The sequence below is a fragment of the Serinicoccus sp. JS2-9 genome (assembly GCF_059025165.1).
The window spans coordinates 110,771-130,878 of the sequence record NZ_CM180091.1; the positions used below are offsets into that span (position 1 = coordinate 110,771).

Here is a 20,108-nt window from a genome sequence, read left to right on the forward strand (position 1 = left end):
TGCGGTGAAGGTGGCTGCTCCCGTCAGCGCAGCACCTCGGGGGCGACCCGGCGCCACATCTCGCCGAGACCCAGGTAGCTCCACGCGGCGGGGATCGTCGCGATGACCAGCATGACGAGGGCCCCGGTGAGGTGGTCGTCCAGGAACGGGTTGGTCGTCGTGGGGATCGCCGCACCGTACATGAACAGGTACATGAGCGCGCCGCAGAGGGCTCCGACGCGGGCGCCCATCCCCGTCATGAGGGTGAGGCCGATGCCGAGCAGACCCAGCATGAAGAGCCAGTCGATGAAGACGTTGCCGGCCATGCCCTGGTAGAAGCCCGCCAGCGGACCCTCGACACCGGACAGGTAGCCCGTGGTCGGGCTGCCGCCGGAGATCCAGGCGCGGTCCGAGGGGGTGGCGTAGCCCAGGCCGAAGGTCTTGTCGAGGAAGGCCCAGAGGAAGTAGAAACCGAAGGCCAGGCGCATCAGACCGAGCATGAACCCGCCGAGGCGGGGCAGCCTGGTCTCCTGCGCCGTGCTGGCGACCGGCGCGGTGTCGTGGACGGGAACGGCAGTCATCGAAAGCGTCTCCTTCGAGAGGTGCTCGGTTTTTCGGACACCTTCAGGATGGCAAACTACGACGCCGCGTGGTAGAGCCACGAGTCCCGGATCAGGAGGGACCTTGGTCCCGCCCGCCCCGGTCGTCGAGCAGGCGCGCCCCGAGCACCGCGGCCTGGGTGCGCCGCTCCAGCCCCAGCTTGGCCAGCACCGAGGAGACGTAGTTCTTCACCGTCTTCTCCGCCAGCGACATCGCCTGGCCGATCTGCCGGTTGGTCATGCCCTCGGCGATGTGGAGCAGGATGCGGCGCTCCTGGTCGGTGAGTCGGCCCAGCGCGCTCACCCGTGCCTCACCCTCGCGGACGCGCTGCATGACGCGGCTCACGAGGGAGGGGTCCAGCAGCGAGCGCCCTGCAGCCACCGCACGGATCCCGTCGACCAGGTCGGTGCCGGTGATCTGCTTGAGGACGTAGCCGTCCGCCCCGGCCATGATGGCGGCGAAGAGCGCCTGGTCGTCGTCGTAGCTGGTGAGGATGAGGGCACGGATGGCGGGATCGGTGGCCCGGATCTCACGGCACACCTCGATGCCCGACCCGTCCGGGAGGCGCCCGTCGAGCACCGCCACGTGCGGTCGGATGCGCAGGATCTGCTCCACCGCGGACGCGGCCGACCCGCTCTCGCCGACGACCCTGATGTCCGGCTCGGCCGAGAGCAGGTCGCGCAGTCCTCGACGCACCAGCTCGTGGTCGTCCAGCAGGTAGACGTCGATGCAGGTCGGTGGCGACGGCTCTGCCGACCCCTGCGCGTCGCCCGCCTCCGTCATCGCCGACACTCAGGCGGAACGCTGGGCGACCTCGTCGACCAGCGCCCGCAGGGCGTCGACCGCCGCCGACGGGGTCAGGTCGTCCAGCAGCGCCCGCGCCTCGTCGGCCACTCGCGCCGTGTGCTCCCGCGCCTGGCGCATGGCCGGGTGGGCGCGGAGCAGGTCCAGCGCCTCCTCGAGCTCGTCCGGGTCCTCGAGCGGCCCGTCCGTCAGCGCCATCAGGCGGGCGTCGGCCGGGTCGTGGCTGGCCCGGGCGTAGAGCACGGGCAGGGTCGTCTTGCCCTCCCGGAGGTCGGCCCCGGGCGTCTTCCCGGACTCCAGGGCCTCCGAGGCCACGTCGAGCAGGTCGTCCGCGAGCTGGAAGACGATCCCGAGCTTCTCGCCGTAGGCGGTCAGCGTGCGCACGGTCGCCTCGTCGCAGTCACCGAACATGGCGCCATAGCGCGCCGCCGTGCCGATGAGCGACCCGGTCTTGTCGGCCAGGATGGACAGGTAGGCCTCGACCGCCTCCCCGCGGGGCAGCTCGGCCTGGCGGTCGTCCCTGATCTGCCCCGCGCAGAGCCGCACAAAGGTGTCCGCCTGGATCTTCACCGCCTCGGCGCCCAGCCCGGCCACCACCGACGAGGCGGTGCCGAAGAGCAGGTCGCCCACAAGGATCGCGGTCGAGTTGCCGTAGCGCGCGTTGGCGCTGGGCGCCCCCCGGCGCAGCTGCGCCTCGTCCATCACGTCGTCGTGGTAGAGCGAGGCCTGGTGGGTCAGCTCGACGCCGACGGCGGCGTCGACCACCCGCGCGTCCCAGCCGGTGCCCACCTCGCTGGTGAGCAGGGTCAGCAACGGGCGGAAGCGCTTGCCGCCGGCCCGCGTCAGGTGCAGGTTGGCCTCGGCGATGAACGGGTCCTCGTGGTCGACGACCTCCTCCAGGCGCGCCTCGACCTGCGTCATACCCGCCCCCACGCGGGCGGTGAGCTGCTCGTCGGCACCGGGGATGGTCGTGGCGCTCACCGCAGGAAGGCCGCTGTGCTCTGCGCCAGGTCGAGCACCGGTGACGGCATGACGCCGAGGGCGAGGGTGACGGCGACACCCACGAGGATCGCGGCCGAGGTCATCCACGACGGGCGGGCGACCAGGGTGTCGGCGGTGGAGTCACCGAGCCACATCAGGACGACCAGCTTGAAGTAGATGTAGGCCGTCACGGCACTGGCGAGGACGCCGATCACCGCCAGCCAGGCCCATCCCTGGCTGACCGCGGCCGAGAACACCGCGAACTTGCCGGTGAAGCCCGAGGTCAGCGGGATCCCCGCGAAGGCCATGAGCAGGAAGGTGAAGCACGCGGCCACCCACGGCGAGCGCCGGCCCAGGCCGGACCACTGGTCGACCATGGTGGCCTCGGTGCCCGAGGAGCGGACCAGGGCGACGATGGCGAAGGCGGGGATCGTCATGAAGCCGTAGGTCGCGAGGTAGAAGACGGTGCTGGAGATCCCGGCGACGTCCAGCGCGACGACACCGGTGAGGATGAACCCGGCGTGCGCGATCGAGGAGTAGGCCAGGATCCGCTTGACGTCGGTCTGCACGATCGCGAGCAGGGCACCCACGACCATCGACAGCGCGGCGACGACCGCGATGACCGGCTGCCACTCCAGCCGCGCGCCCTCGACCGCGACGTAGAGGACCCGCAGCATCGCCCCGAAGGCCGCCACCTTGGTGCAGGCCGCCATGAAACCGGTCACCGGGGTGGGAGCGCCCTGGTAGACGTCCGGGGTCCAGGCGTGGAAGGGCACGGCGCCGACCTTGAAGAGCAGCCCGACCGCAACGAGCAGCACGCCCGGCACGAGCAGGCCGTCCATCCCGACGTTGGTGCCGATCGCCGCGGCGATGTCGCCGAAGCGCATCGATCCGGCGTAGCCGTAGAGCAGGACCGCGCCGAAGAGGTAGAAGGCCGAGGAGAAGCTCCCGAGCAGGAAGTACTTCAGCGACGCCTCCTGCGACAGCAGCCGCCGACGCCGGGCCAGGCCGCACAGGATGTAGAGCGGCAGCGACAGGATCTCCAGCGCCACGAAGAGCAGCAGCAGGTCGTTGGCGGCGACGAAGAGCATCATGCCGCCGACCGAGAACAGCGTGAGCGGGTAGACCTCGGTCGTCGTGGCGCCGACCTTGGCCGCCAGGGTCTCCTCCGCCGAACCGGGCGTGGAGACGCCGGACTGGGTGAAGGCGTCCGGCTGCTGGCCGCCGAAGCGCTCGCTCATGACGAGCAGCCCGAGGATGGACAACAGCAGCACCAGCCCCTGGAGGACCAGCGCCACGCCGTCGAGAGCGAGGGTGCCGGCACCGGTGACGCCCTGGTTGTCCTGCCCGAGCAGCACGAGCGCGAGCAACGCCAGCGCCAGGGTGGCCACCGAGAGGGGCACCTGCACGGCATACCGGGTGCGGCGGGAGGCGAAACCCTCCACCGTGACGCCGACCAGACCACCGACGAAGACGATGATCATCGGCAGCAGGGCCGTGTAGTTGAGGTCCGGCGCGACGAACATGGAGCCACCCATCAGTGGTCACTCCCTTCGGTCGAGTGGTCAGCGGTGGTGTCAACCACGGGGGCGGGGTCGGCGACACCGACCGACTGCATGGTCTGCTCCACGGCGGGCTCCAGCAGGTCGAGGACCGGCTTGGGATAGAACCCGAGGACGAGGAAGGCGGCGATGAGCGGCGCGACCACCCACTTCTCCCGCCCGGTCATGTCGGCGATGCCCTCGACCTCGGGGCCCTCGGGCTTCGGCCCGGTGGCGACCTTCTGGTACATCACCAGGATGTAGACCGCGGCGAGGATCACGCCGATCGCGGAGATGACCGCCAGCCAGGGGTGGCGACCGAACGTCCCGACGATGACGAGGAACTCGCTCACGAAGCTGTTGAGGCCCGGCAGCGCCAGCCCGGACAGGCCCGCCACGAGCAGCGACCCGGCCACCAGCGGGGTGACCCGCTGCCAGCCGCCGAAGTCCCGCAGGTCGCGCGAGCCCCGGCGGGCGATGAACATCCCGGCGACGAGGAACAACCCGGCGGTGGTGAATCCGTGGTTGACCATGTAGAGGGTCGCGCCGGTCTGGCTGACCGTGGTGAAGGCGAAGATCCCCAGCACGATGAAGCCGAAGTGGCTGATCGAGGTGTAGGAGATGAGCCGGAGCATGTCGGTCTGCCCGATCGCCAGGAAGGCTCCGACGAAGAGCGAGATGAGGGCCAGCGCCAGGATGGCGGGGGTGGCCCACTGGCTCGCCTCGGGGAAGAGGGTCAGGCAGAACCGGATCATGCCGTAGGTGCCGACCTTGTCGAGCACGCCGACCAGAAGCACCGACGTGGCGGGCCGGGCCTGCTCGGCGGCGAGCGGCAGCCAGGTGTGCACCGGCCACATCGGGGCCTTGATCGCGAAGGCGATGAAGAAGCCGAGGAAGAGCCAGCGGCCCGCCTCCACCGACAGGTCCGTGCCCGCCAGGTTGGTGAGCAGGAAGCCGTCGGTGCCGCGGGGACCGGCGAGGTAGACGCCGATGACCGCCACGAGCATGATCAGCCCGCCGGCCAGGGAGTAGAGCAGGAAGGTGGTGGCCGCCTTCGCCCGGCGGGTGCCGCCGAAGACCCCGATGAGGAAGTACACCGGGATGAGCATGGCCTCGAAGAAGACGTAGAAGAGGAAGACGTCGATGGCGGCGAAGACGCCGACCATCATCGAGGCGAGGGCCAGCATGAGCGCGAAGTAGGCGTTCTGCCGGCGTCCCACGGCGGGCACGTCGTCCCACGCGGCGACGATGCAGATCGGCACCAGGACCAGGCCGAGCAGGATCATCGACAGCGAGATGCCGTCGACGCCGAGGGCGTAGGAGACGCCGAACTGCGGGATCCAGGAGTAGACCTCGGTGAGCTGGTACGGCTCGGCCGCGGTGCCGCCGCCGAGCTGGTACTGCGTCGCTGCTCCGATGCCCACCGCGAGGGTCAGCAGGGCGGTGCCGAGCGCGACCGGGCGCACCAGGCCGCTCTCCTTGGGCAGCAGGGACACCACGAGCGCGCCGACCAGCGGCAGCACGAGGAGGGTGGTCAACCAGGGAAAACTCATCACATCACCCACACGGCACCGAGGATGGCGACGACGCCCAGGAGCATCGTCAGGGCATACGAGCGGACGAAGCCGTTCTGGGCGCGCCGCAGCAGACCGGACACCCCGGTCAGGGTCGAGGTCGTGCCGCCGGTGACGGCACCCTCGACCAGGGTCTTGTCACCGTCGACCATCGTGTCGACCAGGGCCATCGTCGGCCCGGTGACGAGCGCGTCGTTGACGTCGTCCTGGAAGAGGTCGCGGCGCGCGGCCGTCGTGAGCAGACCGGCCTCGGGCGCGGTCTGCGGCACGTCCGCGCGCGGGCCGTACTGCATCCAGGCAAGACCGACACCCGCGAGCATGAGCACGAAGACCAGGATCTGGATCCCGAGCAGCGGGATGAGTGGCTCACCGTGCTCGGCGTGGCCGAAGACCGGCTCCAGCCAGTCGGTGATGATCCCGGTCGGGTAGAGCACCGCACCGAGGACGAGCGAGCCCAGCGCCAGCACCATCATCGGCACGGTCATCACCAGGGGCGACTCGTGCGGGTGGTCGTCCTCGTGCCAGCGGGCCTTGCCGAAGAAGGTCATGAAGAACAGCCGGGACATGTAGTAGGCGGTGATCCCCGCGCCGATCAGCGCCACGCCGCCGAAGACCCAGCCGCGCCAGCCGGGCTCGGCCAGGGCGGTCTCGATGATGTGGTCCTTGGAGTACCACCCGGCCGTGAACGGGAAGCCGATGATGGCCAGCCAGCCCGCCGCGAAGGTGAGGAAGGTGATCTTGATGTCGGTGCGCAGCGCGCCGAAGCGGCGCATGTCGACCCGGTTGTTCATGGCGTGCATGACCGAGCCGGCACCGAGGAACATGTTGGCCTTGAAGAAGCCGTGCGTCACGAGGTGGAAGATCGCGTAGAGATAACCCACCGGCCCCAGACCGACGGCCAGCATCATGTAGCCGATCTGGCTCATCGTGGAGGCGGCGAGGGCCTTCTTGATGTCGTCCTTGGCGCAGCCGACGATCGCACCGTAGAGCAGCGTGATCGCGCCGACGACGGCGACCACCAACCGCGCGTCCGGGGTGAGGTCGTAGATCGCCTGGCTCCGCGCGATGAGGTAGACGCCCGCCGTGACCATGGTGGCCGCGTGGATAAGGGCGGACACCGGCGTGGGGCCGGCCATCGCGTCGCCGAGCCAGCTCTGCAGCGGGAACTGCGCCGACTTGCCGCAGGCGCCGAGCAGCAGGGCCAGGCCGATGAGGGTCAGCGTGAGGTCGCTGGCTCCCGCGGCGTTGCCGTGGACGGTCGCGAAGTCGAGCGCCCCGAAGGTGGCGAGCATGAGCGCCATCGCGGTGATGAGCCCGACGTCACCGACACGGTTGACCACGAAGGCCTTGTTGGCGGCGGAGGCATACTCCGGGTTCCAGTTCCAGAAGCCGATGAGCAGGTATGACGCCAGGCCCACGCCCTCCCAGCCGACGAAGAGCAGCAGGTAGGAGTCGGCGAGCACCAGGATGAGCATCGCCGCCACGAAGAGGTTGAGGTAGGCGAAGAACCGGCGCTTGTCCGGGTCGTGGCTCATGTAGCCCAGGGAGTAGACGTGGATCAGGCTGCCGACGAAGGTGATGAGCATGACGAAGGCCAGCGACAGCGGGTCCAGCAGCAGACCGGCGGAGAGCGACAGGTCGCCGACGCTCACCCAGTCCCAGAGCGGGACGGACAGGGCCCGCTCCTCGGCGGGCATCCCGGCCAGCTGGACGATGATCGCGACACCGACGGCGAAGCTGCCCCAGGACAGCGCGGTGGCCAGGGCCGGCCCGAAGCTGTCGGTGCGGCGGCCGCCGAGCAGCAGCAGGGCTGCGCCGACGAGCGGCAGGGCGACGAGCAGCCAGCCGACCCCGGCGATGCCGCCGGCCTCGGTGGCGCGCACGGCGCTGGGGTCGGCGAGCGCCAGACTGGCCGAAGCCAGCCCGTGACTCAGGTCGAGCACAGACACGAGGGGCGCTCCTTTACAGCTTCAGCAGGTTGGCGTCGTCGACCGAGGCCGACCGACGCGCACGGAAGATGGACATGATGATCGCCAGCCCGACCACGACCTCGGCCGCCGCCACGACCATGACGAACAGGGCGTAGACCTGACCGTCGAGGGAGCCGTGGATCCGGGCGAAGGTGATGAGCGCCAGGTTGCAGGCGTTGAGCATGAGCTCGATGCCCATGAAGACGATGATCGTGTTGCGCCGGGTCAGCACCGTGATGGCGCCGATCGCGAAGAGCACCACCGACAGGTAGATGTAGGCCTCGAGCCCCATCACCGCTCACCCCTCTCGTCGTCGTGGTCGACGCTCGACTCCTGGTCCGAACCCCGCCCGGGCGCGTGGGCGTCCACGGCGGCATTGGTGCCGGTCGGGAGATCCGTGCCGACGCCCGCGCCCTGGTCGGCGGCAGGCTCGCCCGAGGCGGTCCCGCCCTGGAGGCGGTACTCTGCCGGGTTGGTCACCTGACCGCGGGCGACCAGGACGCGCGGGACCGAGTCCTCGACCGGAGTGCCGTCGGGCGCCAGCGCCGGGGTGTCCGCCGCGTTGTGCCGGGCGTAGACACCGGGGTTCGGCTTGCCGGCCAGCCACTGACCGGAGCGCAGCCTCTCGTCCGACAGCTCCCGCTGGGTGCGGCGCGGCACGAGCCGCTCCCGGTGCGCCAGCACCATGGCACCCATGACCGCGATGACCAGCAGCGCACCCAGGGTCTCGAAGGTGAGGACCTGGCGCTCGAAGATCTCCCGCGCCAGGGCCGTGACGCTGCCCTCGGCCTGCGCCGCCTCGAGCCCGACCGCCGTCGGCCAGGACACTCGCGTCAGGCCGTAGACCGCGGCGGCGACGAAGAGCGCGCCCAGACCGAAGGCCCACAGCCGCTGTCCGCGCAGCGTCTCCACCGTCGAGTCCGAGGCGTCGACGCCGACGAGCATGACGACGAACAGGAAGAGCATCATCACCGCGCCGGAGTAGACGAAGACCTGGATGATGCCGACGAATTCGGCCCGCTGGACGATGTAGATGATGCCCAGGCTGATCATGGTCGTCGCCATCGCCATGGCCGCGTGCACGGCCTTGCGCGCGAAGAGCAGCCCGAGGGCGCCGAGCACGCACAGGGCGGACAGCAGCCAGAAGAGCCCCACCTCCATGCCGTTGATGGCGTCGCCGGTCACGAGCTCACCTCCGTCGCGCCCCGGTCGGCGGCCTCGTCGCGCTCGGCGACGTGGTCACGCTGGTTGCCCGTCGGGCCGGTGACCTGCCCGCGGTAGTAGTCGCGCTCCTCCATGCCCTCGGCCATGGGGAACGGCGGCGCCAGCATGTCGGGGCGCAGCGGGGCGAGCAGCTGGTGCTTCTCGTAGATGAGCGGAGCGCGCTCGGAGTCGGCGAGCTCGTACTCGTTGGTCATGGTCAGCGCCCGGGTCGGGCAGGCCTCGATGCACAGGCCGCAGAAGATGCAGCGCAGGTAGTTGATCTGGTAGACGCGGCCGTAGCGCTCGCCGGGGCTGAAGCGAGCCTCGTCGGTGTTGTCGGCACCCTCGACGTAGATCGCGTCGGCCGGGCAGGCCCAGGCGCACAGCTCGCAGCCCACGCACTTCTCCAGCCCGTCCGGGTGGCGGTTGAGCTGGTGCCGTCCATGGAAGCGCTTAGCCGTGGGCCGCTTCTCCTCGGGATACTCCTGCGTCGGCACCTTGCGGAACATCGTCCCGAAGGTCACGCCGAAGCCAGCGACGGGCGCGAAGAACTGCGCCAGCAGCCCGGGCTCGGACCGCTCGGGAGCAGCCTGCGTGCGGCCCTCGGGGGCCGGTGCCTGCGGGGTCTCCCGGCGGACCGGCTCGCCGCCCGAGGCGCTGGTCGAGGTCGGGTCGGTCTGGTCAGCCACGGTGCTCCTCCGGGTCGTGGTCGTCGGTGCTGCTCGTGCTCGTCGTCGACACTGTCACCGGGTCGGCGCGCTCTACCGCCGGGCGGGACTCGACCAGGCGCTGGCCGGGCAGCGGCGGCACGGGGTAGCCGTCGGCGAACGGATCGACCTCCTCGGGGATCTCGCGCTCGAGCTCCTTGGCCGCGGCCCGATGCTGGGCATACCGGTCCCAGAGCAGGATGCCGGCCAGGACGAAGAGGCCGATGAGGCCGAGCGTGATCACGGTGACCCAGCGGCCCTCACCGAAGTAGCCCTCCTGGGCGGAGCGGATGAGCATGACCGCGATGACCCAGACGAGCGAGAGCGGGATGAGGATCTTCCACCCGAGCGCCATGAACTGGTCGTAGCGCACGCGGGGCAGGGAGCCACGCACCCAGACGTAGAAGAAGATGAAGCCCCACATCTTGAGGGTGAACCACAGCAGGCCCCACCAGCCGGAGTCGAGCGCCCCGTCGAAGACCGTGTTGAGCGGCCATGGCGCGTGCCAGCCGCCCAGGAAGAGCGTGGTCGCCAGCGCGGACACGGTGAACATGTTGATGTACTCACCGAGGAAGAACATGCCGAACTTCATCGAGGAGTACTCGGTGTGGAAGCCACCACCGAGCTCCCCCTCGCCCTCGGCGAGGTCGAACGGCAGCCGGTTGGTCTCGCCGATCATCGTGATGACGTAGACGACGAAGCTGAAGAAGAGCGGCACGACATACCACAGCGGGATGCCGAGCACCGTGGTCTGCTGCTGGGCCTCCACGATCTGGCTGGTCGACATCGAGCCGGCGTAGAGGAAGACCGCGACCAGCGACAGGCCCATCGCGATCTCGTAGGAGATGACCTGCGCGGTAGAGCGCAGGCCACCGAGCAGCGGATAGGTCGAGCCCGAGGACCAGCCGGCGAGCACGAAGCCGTAGGCCGAGACGCCGGCGACGGCCAGCACGAGCAGCACGGCGACCGGGGTGTCGGTCAGCTGCAGCGGCGTCGTGTGGCCGAACATCCGCACGTCACCACCCATGGGGATGATGGCGAAGGAGACGAAGGCCAGCGAGGCGACGATGAGCGGCGCGGCGTAGAACATCAGCTTGTCCGCGCCCTTGGGCGTGACGTCTTCCTTGAAGAACAGCTTGATGCCGTCGGCCGCGGTCTGCAGCAGGCCGAGCGGGCCGAACCGGTTGGGGCCCGGCCGCTGCTGCATCTGACCGATGACGCGTCGTTCGAACCAGATGACGACGACGACCGAGAGCATGACGTAGACGAACAGCAGCGCGGCCTTGATCAGCGACAGCCACCAGGGGGTGTCGCTGAAGTCCGCCGCGGGGAGGTCCTCCACGAGCAGGGGCGTGCTCGCGACGATCTGGGGGTAGGCCGTCAGGAGGGTCATGCCTCACCTCGCTGGGTGTCGCCGGAGGGACGGGTGGACGAGCCGGCCGGACCGGCGGAGAGACGGACCACCGCGCCGGCGTCGACGCCGAGCGTGGCCCGCACCGGCGCACCGACCGAGTTGGTGGGCACCCACACGACCGCGTCGTGCATGGGGGTCATCTGCACCGGCAGCTCCAGCGCGCCCCGATCGGTCGCGATCGTCAGCAGCTCGCCGTCGCCCAGGCCGAGACCGGCGGCCGTCGCGGCCGATACCCGGGCCACCGGTGCCGGGGCGGTGCCGGCGAGGAACGGTTCACCGTCCTGGAGCCGACCTGCGTCGAGCAGGTGGTGCCAGGTGGCCAGGACCGCCTCGCCGTCGCCGGGCGAGCCCGGCGCGGCCGGCGTGACCTGCGGAGCGCCCGGCCGCGGGCCGGTCCACTCCTCCAGGCCGGACAGGTCGCGGCGGACCTGGGTGAGCGTCTCGGTGCCGAGGGCCACCCCCATCGCGGCCGCGAGCCGGTCGAGGATGACGTGGTCGGAGCTGGCCTGGCTGTCGATCGCCCGGTCGAAGGGACGCAGGCGACCCTCCCAGGTGACGTAGGCGCCGGCCTTCTCCTGCTGCGGCGCCACCGGCAGGATGACGTCGGCGAACTCGTGCACCCCGCTCTCGCGGACCTCCAGCGAGACCACGAAGGCACGCTCCAGGGCCTGCCGGGCCAGCTCCGGATCCGGCAGGTCGTCGATCTCGACCCCGCCGACGACCAGCCCGGCCAGCTCCCCGGAGGCGGCGGCCCGCAGCATCTGCGTGGCGTCGCGCCCTGGCGTCGTCGGCAGCAACGCTGCGTCGGCGCCCCAGAGGGCGGCGATCTCGTCACGGGCGTCGGCATCGGTGACGGGGCGGCCACCGGGCAGCAGGTTGGGCAGGGTGCCGACGTCGATCGCGCCGCGCTCACCGGCCCGCCGGGGCACCCACGCGAGGGCGGCACCGGTCGCTTCCGCTAGCGCCAGGGCCGCGGACAGCGCGCCGGGGACGCCGGCCAGGCGCTCCCCGACGAGGATGACCGAGGACTCGCCCAGGGCGTCTGACGCGGTCCGGTAGGAGCTGCCGGCCACGGGTTCGGCAGCGCCGTCGAGCGGCTCTCCCGGCCCCTCGGTGCGACGCTCGGTCAAGGCGTGCAGCACCTCGGCCTCGGTGCCCGGGGCCGCCGCCACCAGGGTGCCGCCGAGCTTCTCCAGCCCCCTCGTCTCGAAGGGCGCCACCGAGAAGACCTGGGTCGCGCTCTTGCGGGTCGCCTTGCGCAGCCGCAGGAAGACGATCGGGCTCTCCTCCTCCGGCTCGAGGCCGACGAGCAGGACCGAGGGCGCGCTTTCGAGCTCGGCGTAGCTCACCTCGCGGCGACCTGCGACCGCAGCCGCCAGGAAGTCGCTCTCCTCAGCGCTGAGCGGACGGGCCCGGTGGTCCACGTCGTGGCTGCCGAAGGCGGTACGCGCCAGCTTGGCGTAGGCGTAGGCGTCCTCGACACCGACCCGGCCGCCGGGGAGGACCCCGACACCGCCAGTCTCACGGGCCGCCAGGAGCCCGGCTGCTGCGGCGGCGTAGGCGTCGCGCCAGGAGGTGACGGCATACTCCCCGTCGGCGCCTCGCACCACCGGGTCGTGCAACCGGTCGGGCAGCGTGGCGTAGGTGAACGCCCAGCGCCCCTTGTCGCAGTTCCACTCCTCGTTGACCTCCGGGTCGCGCAGCGCCATCCGGCGCAGCACGGTGCCCCGCCGGTGGTCGGTGCGGATCGAGCAGCCGGACGCGCAGTGCTCGCACACGCTCTCGGTGGAGACGAGGTCGAACGGCCGGGAGCGGAAGCGGTAGGCCGCGCCGGTCAGCGCCCCCACCGGGCAGATCTGCACGGTGTTGCCCGAGAAGTAGCTCTGGAACGGCTTCTCCTCGTAGATGCCGACCTGCTGCAGCGCTCCCCGCTCGATCAGCGCGATGAAGGGGTCCCCGGCGATCTGGTCGGAGAACCGGGTGCAGCGGGCGCACAGCACGCACCGCTCCCGGTCGAGCAACACCTGGCTGGAGATGTTGACCGGCTTGGGGAAGGTCCGCTTGACGTCCTCGAAACGTGAGGTCGGTCGACCGTCGGACATGGCCTGGTTCTGGAGCGGGCACTCCCCGCCCTTGTCGCAGACGGGGCAGTCGAGGGGGTGGTTGACCAGGAGCAGCTCCATGACCCCGGTCTGCGCCTTGTCGGCGACCTGCGAGGTGTGCTGCGTCTTGACCACCATGCCGGGCGAGACCGCGATCGTGCACGAGGCCTGCGGCTTGGGCATGGGCTTGAGGTTGCCCTCGCGGTCCGGGGTCGCCACGTCGACCAGGCACTGCCGACAAGCGCCGACCGGCTCCAGCAGCGGGTGGTCGCAGAACCGCGGGATGTGCACGCCGACCTGCTCGGCGGCGCGGATGACCAGGGTCCCCTCAGGCACCGAGACGGGGACGTCGTCGATCGTGACGTCCACCGTCTTCACCTCGGGCTCGACCTCGGGGCTCGCGTCGGTGTCAAGACTCATGCCGGCTGGCTCTCCTTCGCGAAGAGGGTGTTGCGCTCGGGCGGGAAGAGCTCGTGCCAGGGGGTGTGCATGCCCTGCTCGAACTCCTCGCGGAAGTACTTGATGCCCGAGGTCACCGGGCTCGTCGCTCCGTCACCCAGGGCGCAGAAGCTGCGGCCCAGGATGTTGTCGCAGATGTCGTCGAGCTTCTCGATGTCGCCCTCGCGGCCCTGACCGGCCTCGAGCCGCGCCAGGATCTGCTTGAGCCAGAACGTACCCTCGCGGCACGGGGTGCACTTGCCGCACGACTCGTGGGCGTAGAAGTCGATCCAGCGGGAGACGGCCCGCACGACCGAGACGTCCTCGTCGAAGATCTGCAGCGCGCGGGTGCCCAGCATCGACCCCTCGGCCGCGACCGACTCGAAGTCGAGCGGGACGTCGAGGTGCTCGTCGGTGAAGATCGGGGTCGACGACCCACCGGGGGTCCAGAACTTCAGCTTCTTGCCGCCGCGCATGCCGCCGGCCATCTCGATGAGCTCGCGCAGCGTGATCCCCAGCGGCGCTTCATACTGCCCGGGGCGCTCGACGTGGCCGGAGAGGCTGAACAGACCGAAACCCTGCGACTTCTCGGTGCCCATCCCGGAGAACCAGTCGGCCCCGTGCAGGACGATCGGCGGGACGCTGGCGATCGACTCGACGTTGTTGACGACCGTGGGGCGGGCGTAGAGGCCAGCGACCGCGGGGAAGGGCGGCTTGAGCCGCGGCTGACCGCGACGCCCCTCGAGGGAGTCCAGCAGCGCGGTCTCCTCGCCGCAGATGTAGGCGCCCGCACCCGCGTGCACCGTGATGTCGAGATCGAAGCCCGAGCCGAGGATGTCCTTGCCGAGGTAGCCGGCCTCGTAGGCCTCCTCCACGGCGCGCAGCAGCCGCCGGTAGACGTGGACGACCTCGCCACGCAGGTAGATGAAGGCGTGGTGGCAACCGATCGCGAACGAGGTGATGATCATCCCCTCGATGAGGAAGTGCGGCGCCGCCATCATGAGCGGGGTGTCCTTGCAGGTGCCCGGCTCGGACTCGTCGGCGTTGACGACGAGATAGCGGGGGCCACCGTCCGGTGGGGGGAGGAACCCCCACTTCATCCCGGTCGGGAAGCCGGCGCCACCACGGCCCCGCAGACCGGAGTCCTTGGCGGCGGAGACCAGGTCGGCGGGATCCATCTGCAGCGCGGCACGGAGGCCGTCGTAGCCCTCGTGCTGCTCGTAGGTCTCCAGCGTCCAGGACCGCTCGGCGTCCCAGAACGCCGACAGGATCGGGGTCAGCTGCGTGCTCACGAGTCCTCTCCCTCCGTCGTGGTGTCTCCGTCGACGTCCTTGACGCCCTCGGAGGTGGGTACCTCGTCGGCCTCGTTGGCGCCGGTGTTGACCGAGTCGTGCGCGCCGGCCGCCTGGCCACCGCTGGCCCCGGCCTCGGTCGCCTCGGTGTCGGTCTCGGGCTCGGGCCGCGGGGCGGTCCAACCCCGCTCCTTGGCGAGCAGGGTGCCGCGCAACGAGGGCTCTCCCGCTCCCGGCCCCTCGTCGGCGAGGCCGTCGGGGAAGCCGGCGAGGACGCGCGACACCTGCTTGAAGGTGCAGACGCGGGAGGGGCCGCGGGTCGGGGTGACCGGCTCACCGGCGCGCAGCCGGTCGGTCAACTCCTTGGTGCTCTCCGGGGTCTGGTCGTCGAAGAACTCCCAGTTGACCATGACCACGGGGGCGTAGTCGCAGGCCGCGTTGCACTCGACCCGCTCCAGCGTGATCTTGCCGTCCGCGGTCGTCTCGTCGTGCCCGACGCCGAGGTGCTCGCTGACCTCGTCGAAGATCTGGTCGCCGCCCATGATCGCGCAGAGCGTGTTGGTGCAGACACCGACGGTGTAGTCACCGTTGGGGTGCCGCTTGTACTGCGTGTAGAAGGTGGCCACGCCGCTGACCTCGGCGGTGGTGAGGTCGAGCAGCTCGGCGCACAGCTGCACCCCGCGACCGGTGATGTAGCCGTCGACGGACTGCACGAGGTGCAGCATCGGCAGCAGGGCCGACCGCTTCTGCGGGTAGCGGGCGATGATGACCTCGCTGTCGGCGACGAGCTGGGCCAGGACCTCGTCGGTGTAGGGCTCGTCGGAGGCGTGCAGGGGCGTGTGGTGGTGCAGGGGCCCGTGCGAGCTGTGCCCCGGCACCTCGTGGTGCACGCGCCGCTGGGTGGCCTCCTCCAGCTGGCTGCGCATGTCCTCAGGAGTCATCGGTCCACGCCTCCCATCACGGGGTCGATCGAGGCGACCGCGACGATCACGTCCGCGACGAGACCGCCCTCGGACAGCGTCGAGGCGGCCTGCAGGTTGTTGAAGCTCGGGTCCCGGAAGTGCACGCGGTAGGGCCGCGTGCCCCCGTCGGAGACCGCGTGCACGCCGAGCTCGCCCTTGGGCGACTCGACCGCGGCGTAGACCTGCCCCGGCGGGACCCGGAAGCCCTCGGTGACCAGCTTGAAGTGGTGGATCAGGGCCTCCATCGACTCGCCCATGATCTCCCGGATGTGGTCCAGGCTGTTGCCCTGGCCGTCGGCGCCCACGGACATCTGGGCAGGCCAGGCGATCTTCTTGTCCGCGACCATGACGGGCTCGCCCTGGGTCGCGCGCAGCCGGGTGATCGCCTGGTCGGCGATGCGCAGCGACTGCCAGATCTCGTCGAGCCTGATCCGGACGCGGCTGTAGGCGTCCATGTCACGGCGGGTGATGACCTCGAAGTCGTAGTTCTCGTATCCGCAGTAGGGCTGGGACTTGCGCAGGTCGTGCGGCAGCCCGGTCGAGCGCAGCAGCGGACCGGTGATCCCCAGCGCCATGCAGCTGGCCAGCGAGAGGTAGCCGACGCCGACGGTGCGGCCCTTGAAGACCGGGCTCTCCAGCAGCAGACTCTCGAGCTCGCCGATGCCCCGGCGCAGCTGCGGGAGCTCCTCCTCCAGCTCGTCGAGGTGCTCGGGCAGGACGTCCTGGGCCACGCCGCCCGGGCGGACGTAGGCGTTGTTCATCCGCAGCCCGCTGACCGCCTCGAAGAAGCGTAGGATCCGCTCCCGCTCGCGGAAGCCGATCGTCATGACGGTGGTGGCGCCGAGCTCCATCCCTCCGGTCGCCAGGGCGATGAGGTGGGAGCCGATCCGGTTGAGCTCCATCATGAGCACCCGGATGTCGCTGGCCCGCGACGGGATGTCATCGGTGATGCCGAGCAGCTTCTCCACCGCGAGGCAGTAGGCCGTCTCGTTGAAGATCGGCGTGAGGTAGTCCATCCGGGTGCAGAAGGTGGTGCCCTGCACCCAGGTGCGGAACTCCATGTTCTTCTCGATGCCGGTGTGGAGGTAACCGATGCCGGCCCGGGCCTCCCGGACGGTCTCGCCGTCGAGCTCGAGGATGAGCCGGAGCACCCCGTGCGTCGACGGGTGCTGCGGGCCCATGTTGACCACGATGCGCTCGGCGCCGAGGGTCGCGACGTCCTTGGCGATCTCGTCCCAGTCGCCGCCACCGGCGGTGTAGACCGCGCCGCCGTCGACCGAGTCGGCCGTCGGGCCGCCGTCGGCGTAGAGGTCGGTCGGGGTGCTGTCGAGGTAGTCCGCGCCCGCCTCGTTGTGGGGGCGCCCGTGGGTCTCGTCGTGCGTGGTCGCCATCAGGAGTAGCTCCTCCGCTGGTCGGGTGCCGGGATGGTGGCCCCCTTGTACTCGACCGGGATGCCGCCGAGCGGGTAGTCCTTGCGCTGCGGGTGGCCGGGCCAGTCGTCCGGCATGAGGATCCGGGTGAGGCCGGGGTGGCCCTCGAAGACGATCCCGAACATGTCCCAGGTTTCGCGCTCGTGCCAGTCGTTGGCCGGATAGACCGAGACGATCGACGGGATGCGCGGGTCGTCGTCGGGGCAGCTCACGTCGAGTCGCACCCGGCGCACACCGTGGGTCAGGGACTGGAAGTGGTATGCCGCGTGCAGCTCGGCGCCGGTCTGCTCGGGCCAGTGCACCCCGGAGACGCCGGTGCAGATCTCGAAGCGCAGCCGGGCGTCGTCGCGCAGCGGGCGCACCAGGGCCAGCAGGTGATCACGGTGCACGTGGAGGGTCAGCTCGCCCCGGTCGACGACGACGCGCTCGACCCCGGCCGCGAAGGCCTCCGGCGCCGCCGCCTCGAGAGCGTCGACGACCTCGTCGAAGTAGGAGCCGTACGGGCGCTGCGCCGCACCGGGGAAGAGCACCGGCACGTCGAGGCCGCCGTAGCCGGAGGTGTCGCCCCCGAGCGAGGCGCCGAACATCCCGCGCTTGCGCGCGACCTGCACCGGCTCCCCCGGGTCGGCCTGGGCCGCCGGCACCGAGCCGCCACCGGTCTCGTGCGCACGCGTCGTGTCGACCTTCTGGTCCTCCTGGCGCTCGGGCGCGCTACGGCGGTCCTCGGTCGTCTCCTGCGCCACCGGCTCCTTGTCCGGCGTCTCCGGTCCGGTGCTGCTCACGCCAGCAACCCCTTCATCTCGCTCCGGGGCATCTCCTGCATCGCCGCGGCCTCGGCGGCGCGGGCGGCCTCCTCGCGGTTGACGGAGAACTTGAACTCGCGGATCTGCTTGTGCAGCTCGAGGACCGCGTTGAGCAGCATCTCGGGGCGCGGCGGACAGCCGGGCAGATAGACGTCGACGGGGACGATGTGGTCAACGCCCTGCACGATCGCGTAGTTGTTGAACATGCCGCCCGAGCTGGCGCAGACACCCATCGAGATGACCCACTTCGGGTTGGGCATCTGGTCGTAGACCTGGCGCACGACCGGCGCCATCTTCTGCGACACCCGACCGGCGACGATCATGAGGTCAGCCTGCCTCGGAGTGGCGGCGAAGCGCTCCATACCGAACCGGGCGATGTCGTAGTCCGGGGTGCCGACCGCCATCATTTCGATGGCGCAGCACGCCAGGCCGAAGGTGGCGGGCCACACGGAGTACTGCCGCAGCTGACCGGCCAGACCTTCGACCGTCGTCAGCATGATCCCGCCGGGAATCTTGTCCTCAAGTCCCATCGCTACTCACCACACTCTTTCCAGATCAGTCCCACTCCAGGCCGCCCCGGCTCCATTCGTACACGAAGGGCACCGAGACCACGGCGAGGAAGAGCAGCATCGCCAGGACGGAGAAGAGCCCCACCTGGTCGAAGGCCACCGCAAAGGGATAGAGGAACAGCACCTCGACGTCGAAGACGATGAAGAGCATCGCCGTGAGGTAGTACTTGACCGGCACCCGGCCGCCCTCGTGCGCCTGGGGCGTGGGCTGGATGCCGCACTCATAGGCCTCGGCCTTGGCCCGGTTGTAGGTGTTGCGACCCAGCAGCCCACCGCCGAAGACGGATCCGAAGGCGAAGAGGAGGCCGAAGAAGAGGAAGAAGACGACCGGCAGATACGGGTGGTAGTCCATCAGTGCCAGCACTCCTTTCGTGACGGGCCCGGCGTCGGGCTCGCCAGGGTCGCGCGCAACCCAATCCTAGGGTGAACAGTCTCGATCATGCCGCAGGGGTCATCCTGCTGAGCGCGTTGATCACGCGGTCGTCCAGTCCGCCCCCGCGTTCCTGCGGGAGGTTGGCCATGATCTTGAGCAACAGCCGCATCAACGATCGTCGCGGAAGACCGTACTTCACCGCCAGCCGCATGACCTCAGGCTTGCCGATGAGCGTGGCGAAATGCCGACCCAGCGTGTAGTAGCCGCCCAGGGCGTCCTTCATCGCCGTCGTGTAGGAGCGCAGGACGGCCTCCCGCTCCCCCGGCGTCGCGCGGGCCAACGCCGCGGCGATGACCTCGGCGGCGTGCCGGCCGGCCTCCATGGACTCGGCGATGCCCTCGCCGTTGAACGGGTTGACCATGCCGCCGGCGTCACCCACGAGCAGCAGTCCCCGGTCGTAGAGCGGCTGCCGGTTGAAGCACATGGGCAGGGCGGCGCCCCGGATCGGGCCCTGCTGGGTCTCCTCGGAGAAGCCCCACCCCTCCGGCATCGTCGCGATCCACCGGCGCATGACGTCACGGTAATCGAAGGTGCCGAACGCGTCAGAGGTATCGAGGATGCCCAGCCCGACGTTGGAGGTGCCGTCGCCGACGGGGAAGATCCAGCCGTAGCCCGGCATGAGCACGTCGCGCTCACCGTCGTCGCCCTTCGCCCACAGCTCAAGCCAGGACTCGAGATAGGCGTCGTCGTGGCGCGGGCTCTCGTAGTAGGCGCGGACGGCGACCCCCATCGGCCGGTCGTCGCGCTTGGGCCGGTCCATCGCCAGGGAAAGCCGGCTGGAGTTGCCGTCGGCGGCCACGACGACCTGGGCGCGGTACTCACGGACCTGGCCGGTCGCGCGGCCGTCGTCGCCCATGACCTTGGCGCGGACGCCGCAGATGTGCCCGCGACCATCGAGGACCGGCTCCTGCACGTTGGTGCGCTCGAGCAGCCGGGCGCCGCGCGCCTGGGCGTGCCGCGCGAGGATCTCGTCGAGGTCGTTCCGGGTGCGCACCAGGCCGTAGGGCGGGTAGGTCTCGTTGCCCGGCCAGTCCAGCTCCAGCCGCATGCCGCCGCCGAGGATGCGCAGCCCGCGGGTGCGGTGCCAGCCGTCGGCCTCGTCGATCGACACGCCGAGCTGGATCAGCTCGCGCACCGCCCGGGGCGTGAGTCCGTCTCCGCAGATCTTGTCGCGGGGGAAGGTGCCCTTCTCCAGGAGCAGGACGTCCAGGCCGTGTCCGGCGAGGTAGGCGGCGGTAGCGGACCCTCCCGGCCCGGCTCCGACGACGATGACGTCGGCGGTCTCGACCTGCTCACTCACGTGTCT

General features: G+C 70.3%; 18 protein-coding genes. All 18 read right to left on the reverse strand.

Going from position 1 to position 20,108, the window contains the following annotated elements; all coding sequences use genetic code 11:
• Positions 1-23: 23 nt before the first annotated feature.
• Entirely contained in the window at positions 24-560 is a 537-nt protein-coding gene (locus tag AC5PYY_RS00610) for a hypothetical protein (protein WP_493897909.1), read from the reverse strand.
• Between the two features lie 91 nt (positions 561-651).
• Positions 652-1,362 (reverse strand): response regulator, encoded by a 711-nt coding sequence (locus tag AC5PYY_RS00615; protein WP_493897910.1) that lies wholly within the window; start codon positions 1,360-1,362, stop codon positions 652-654.
• 9 nt (positions 1,363-1,371) lie between these two features.
• Positions 1,372-2,364 carry a polyprenyl synthetase family protein gene (locus tag AC5PYY_RS00620; protein ID WP_493897911.1) on the reverse strand — a complete coding sequence of 331 codons (993 nt, stop codon included), beginning with the start codon at positions 2,362-2,364 and terminating at the stop codon, positions 1,372-1,374.
• Positions 2,361-3,890, reverse strand: a complete 1,530-nt coding sequence (gene nuoN / locus AC5PYY_RS00625) for an NADH-quinone oxidoreductase subunit NuoN (RefSeq protein ID WP_493897912.1) — start codon at positions 3,888-3,890, stop codon at positions 2,361-2,363. The genes AC5PYY_RS00620 and nuoN overlap by 4 nt, the downstream gene beginning before the upstream one ends.
• 11 nt (positions 3,891-3,901) lie before the next feature.
• Positions 3,902-5,458, reverse strand: a complete 1,557-nt coding sequence (locus tag AC5PYY_RS00630) for an NADH-quinone oxidoreductase subunit M (protein ID WP_493897913.1) — start codon at positions 5,456-5,458, stop codon at positions 3,902-3,904.
• Positions 5,458-7,422, reverse strand: coding sequence for an NADH-quinone oxidoreductase subunit L (gene nuoL, locus AC5PYY_RS00635; protein WP_493899301.1), 1,965 nt, complete (start codon positions 7,420-7,422; stop codon positions 5,458-5,460). The genes AC5PYY_RS00630 and nuoL overlap by 1 nt, the downstream gene beginning before the upstream one ends.
• 19 nt (positions 7,423-7,441) lie before the next feature.
• Positions 7,442-7,741, reverse strand: a complete 300-nt coding sequence (gene nuoK / locus AC5PYY_RS00640; RefSeq protein ID WP_493899302.1) for an NADH-quinone oxidoreductase subunit NuoK — start codon at positions 7,739-7,741, stop codon at positions 7,442-7,444.
• Positions 7,741-8,634: an NADH-quinone oxidoreductase subunit J gene (locus AC5PYY_RS00645; RefSeq protein WP_493897914.1), complete on the reverse strand. Its 894-nt coding sequence runs from the start codon at positions 8,632-8,634 to the stop codon at positions 7,741-7,743. Before AC5PYY_RS00645 ends, nuoK begins: the two co-directional genes overlap by 1 nt.
• On the reverse strand, positions 8,631-9,341 hold the full coding sequence (gene nuoI / locus AC5PYY_RS00650; RefSeq protein WP_493897915.1) for an NADH-quinone oxidoreductase subunit NuoI: 711 nt from the start codon (positions 9,339-9,341) through the stop codon (positions 8,631-8,633). The genes AC5PYY_RS00645 and nuoI overlap by 4 nt, the downstream gene beginning before the upstream one ends.
• Complete coding sequence (gene nuoH, locus AC5PYY_RS00655; protein WP_493897916.1) at positions 9,334-10,752, reverse strand: NADH-quinone oxidoreductase subunit NuoH; 1,419 nt, start codon at positions 10,750-10,752, stop codon at positions 9,334-9,336. Before nuoH ends, nuoI begins: the two co-directional genes overlap by 8 nt.
• Entirely contained in the window at positions 10,749-13,295 is a 2,547-nt protein-coding gene (locus tag AC5PYY_RS00660) for an NADH-quinone oxidoreductase subunit G (protein WP_493897917.1), read from the reverse strand. The genes nuoH and AC5PYY_RS00660 overlap by 4 nt, the downstream gene beginning before the upstream one ends.
• On the reverse strand, positions 13,292-14,605 hold the full coding sequence (nuoF, locus tag AC5PYY_RS00665) for an NADH-quinone oxidoreductase subunit NuoF (protein WP_493897918.1): 1,314 nt from the start codon (positions 14,603-14,605) through the stop codon (positions 13,292-13,294). Before nuoF ends, AC5PYY_RS00660 begins: the two co-directional genes overlap by 4 nt.
• Positions 14,602-15,546: an NADH-quinone oxidoreductase subunit NuoE gene (nuoE, locus tag AC5PYY_RS00670; protein ID WP_493897919.1), complete on the reverse strand. Its 945-nt coding sequence runs from the start codon at positions 15,544-15,546 to the stop codon at positions 14,602-14,604. Before nuoE ends, nuoF begins: the two co-directional genes overlap by 4 nt.
• Positions 15,543-16,958, reverse strand: a complete 1,416-nt coding sequence (locus AC5PYY_RS00675; protein ID WP_493897920.1) for an NADH-quinone oxidoreductase subunit D — start codon at positions 16,956-16,958, stop codon at positions 15,543-15,545. Before AC5PYY_RS00675 ends, nuoE begins: the two co-directional genes overlap by 4 nt.
• Entirely contained in the window at positions 16,958-17,779 is an 822-nt protein-coding gene (locus AC5PYY_RS00680) for an NADH-quinone oxidoreductase subunit C (RefSeq protein ID WP_493897921.1), read from the reverse strand. Before AC5PYY_RS00680 ends, AC5PYY_RS00675 begins: the two co-directional genes overlap by 1 nt.
• A complete protein-coding gene (locus tag AC5PYY_RS00685; RefSeq protein WP_493897922.1) occupies positions 17,776-18,330 on the reverse strand; it encodes an NADH-quinone oxidoreductase subunit B in 555 nt (184 codons plus the stop codon). The genes AC5PYY_RS00680 and AC5PYY_RS00685 overlap by 4 nt, the downstream gene beginning before the upstream one ends.
• A 25-nt stretch (positions 18,331-18,355) precedes the next feature.
• On the reverse strand, positions 18,356-18,721 hold the full coding sequence (locus AC5PYY_RS00690; RefSeq protein WP_493897923.1) for an NADH-quinone oxidoreductase subunit A: 366 nt from the start codon (positions 18,719-18,721) through the stop codon (positions 18,356-18,358).
• Between the two features lie 85 nt (positions 18,722-18,806).
• Complete coding sequence (locus AC5PYY_RS00695; protein ID WP_493897924.1) at positions 18,807-20,102, reverse strand: geranylgeranyl reductase family protein; 1,296 nt, start codon at positions 20,100-20,102, stop codon at positions 18,807-18,809.
• Positions 20,103-20,108: the final 6 nt, after the last annotated feature.

Bases quoted from the DNA above. Each gene is read 5' to 3' on its own strand.
- nuoN (WP_493897912.1), bottom strand. From the start codon at position 3,890: ATGTTCGTCGCGCCGGACCTCAACTACACGGCCCTGCTGCCGATGATC.
- AC5PYY_RS00615 (WP_493897910.1), bottom strand. From the start codon at position 1,362: ATGACGGAGGCGGGCGACGCGCAGGGGTCGGCAGAGCCGTCGCCACCG.
- AC5PYY_RS00675 (WP_493897920.1), bottom strand. From the start codon at position 16,958: ATGGCGACCACGCACGACGAGACCCACGGGCGCCCCCACAACGAGGCG.
- nuoE (WP_493897919.1), bottom strand. From the start codon at position 15,546: ATGACTCCTGAGGACATGCGCAGCCAGCTGGAGGAGGCCACCCAGCGG.
- AC5PYY_RS00610 (WP_493897909.1), bottom strand. From the start codon at position 560: ATGACTGCCGTTCCCGTCCACGACACCGCGCCGGTCGCCAGCACGGCG.
- AC5PYY_RS00690 (WP_493897923.1), bottom strand. From the start codon at position 18,721: ATGGACTACCACCCGTATCTGCCGGTCGTCTTCTTCCTCTTCTTCGGC.
- nuoK (WP_493899302.1), bottom strand. From the start codon at position 7,741: ATGGGGCTCGAGGCCTACATCTACCTGTCGGTGGTGCTCTTCGCGATC.
- AC5PYY_RS00630 (WP_493897913.1), bottom strand. From the start codon at position 5,458: ATGAGTTTTCCCTGGTTGACCACCCTCCTCGTGCTGCCGCTGGTCGGC.
- nuoH (WP_493897916.1), bottom strand. From the start codon at position 10,752: ATGACCCTCCTGACGGCCTACCCCCAGATCGTCGCGAGCACGCCCCTG.
- AC5PYY_RS00685 (WP_493897922.1), bottom strand. From the start codon at position 18,330: ATGGGACTTGAGGACAAGATTCCCGGCGGGATCATGCTGACGACGGTC.
- AC5PYY_RS00660 (WP_493897917.1), bottom strand. From the start codon at position 13,295: ATGAGTCTTGACACCGACGCGAGCCCCGAGGTCGAGCCCGAGGTGAAG.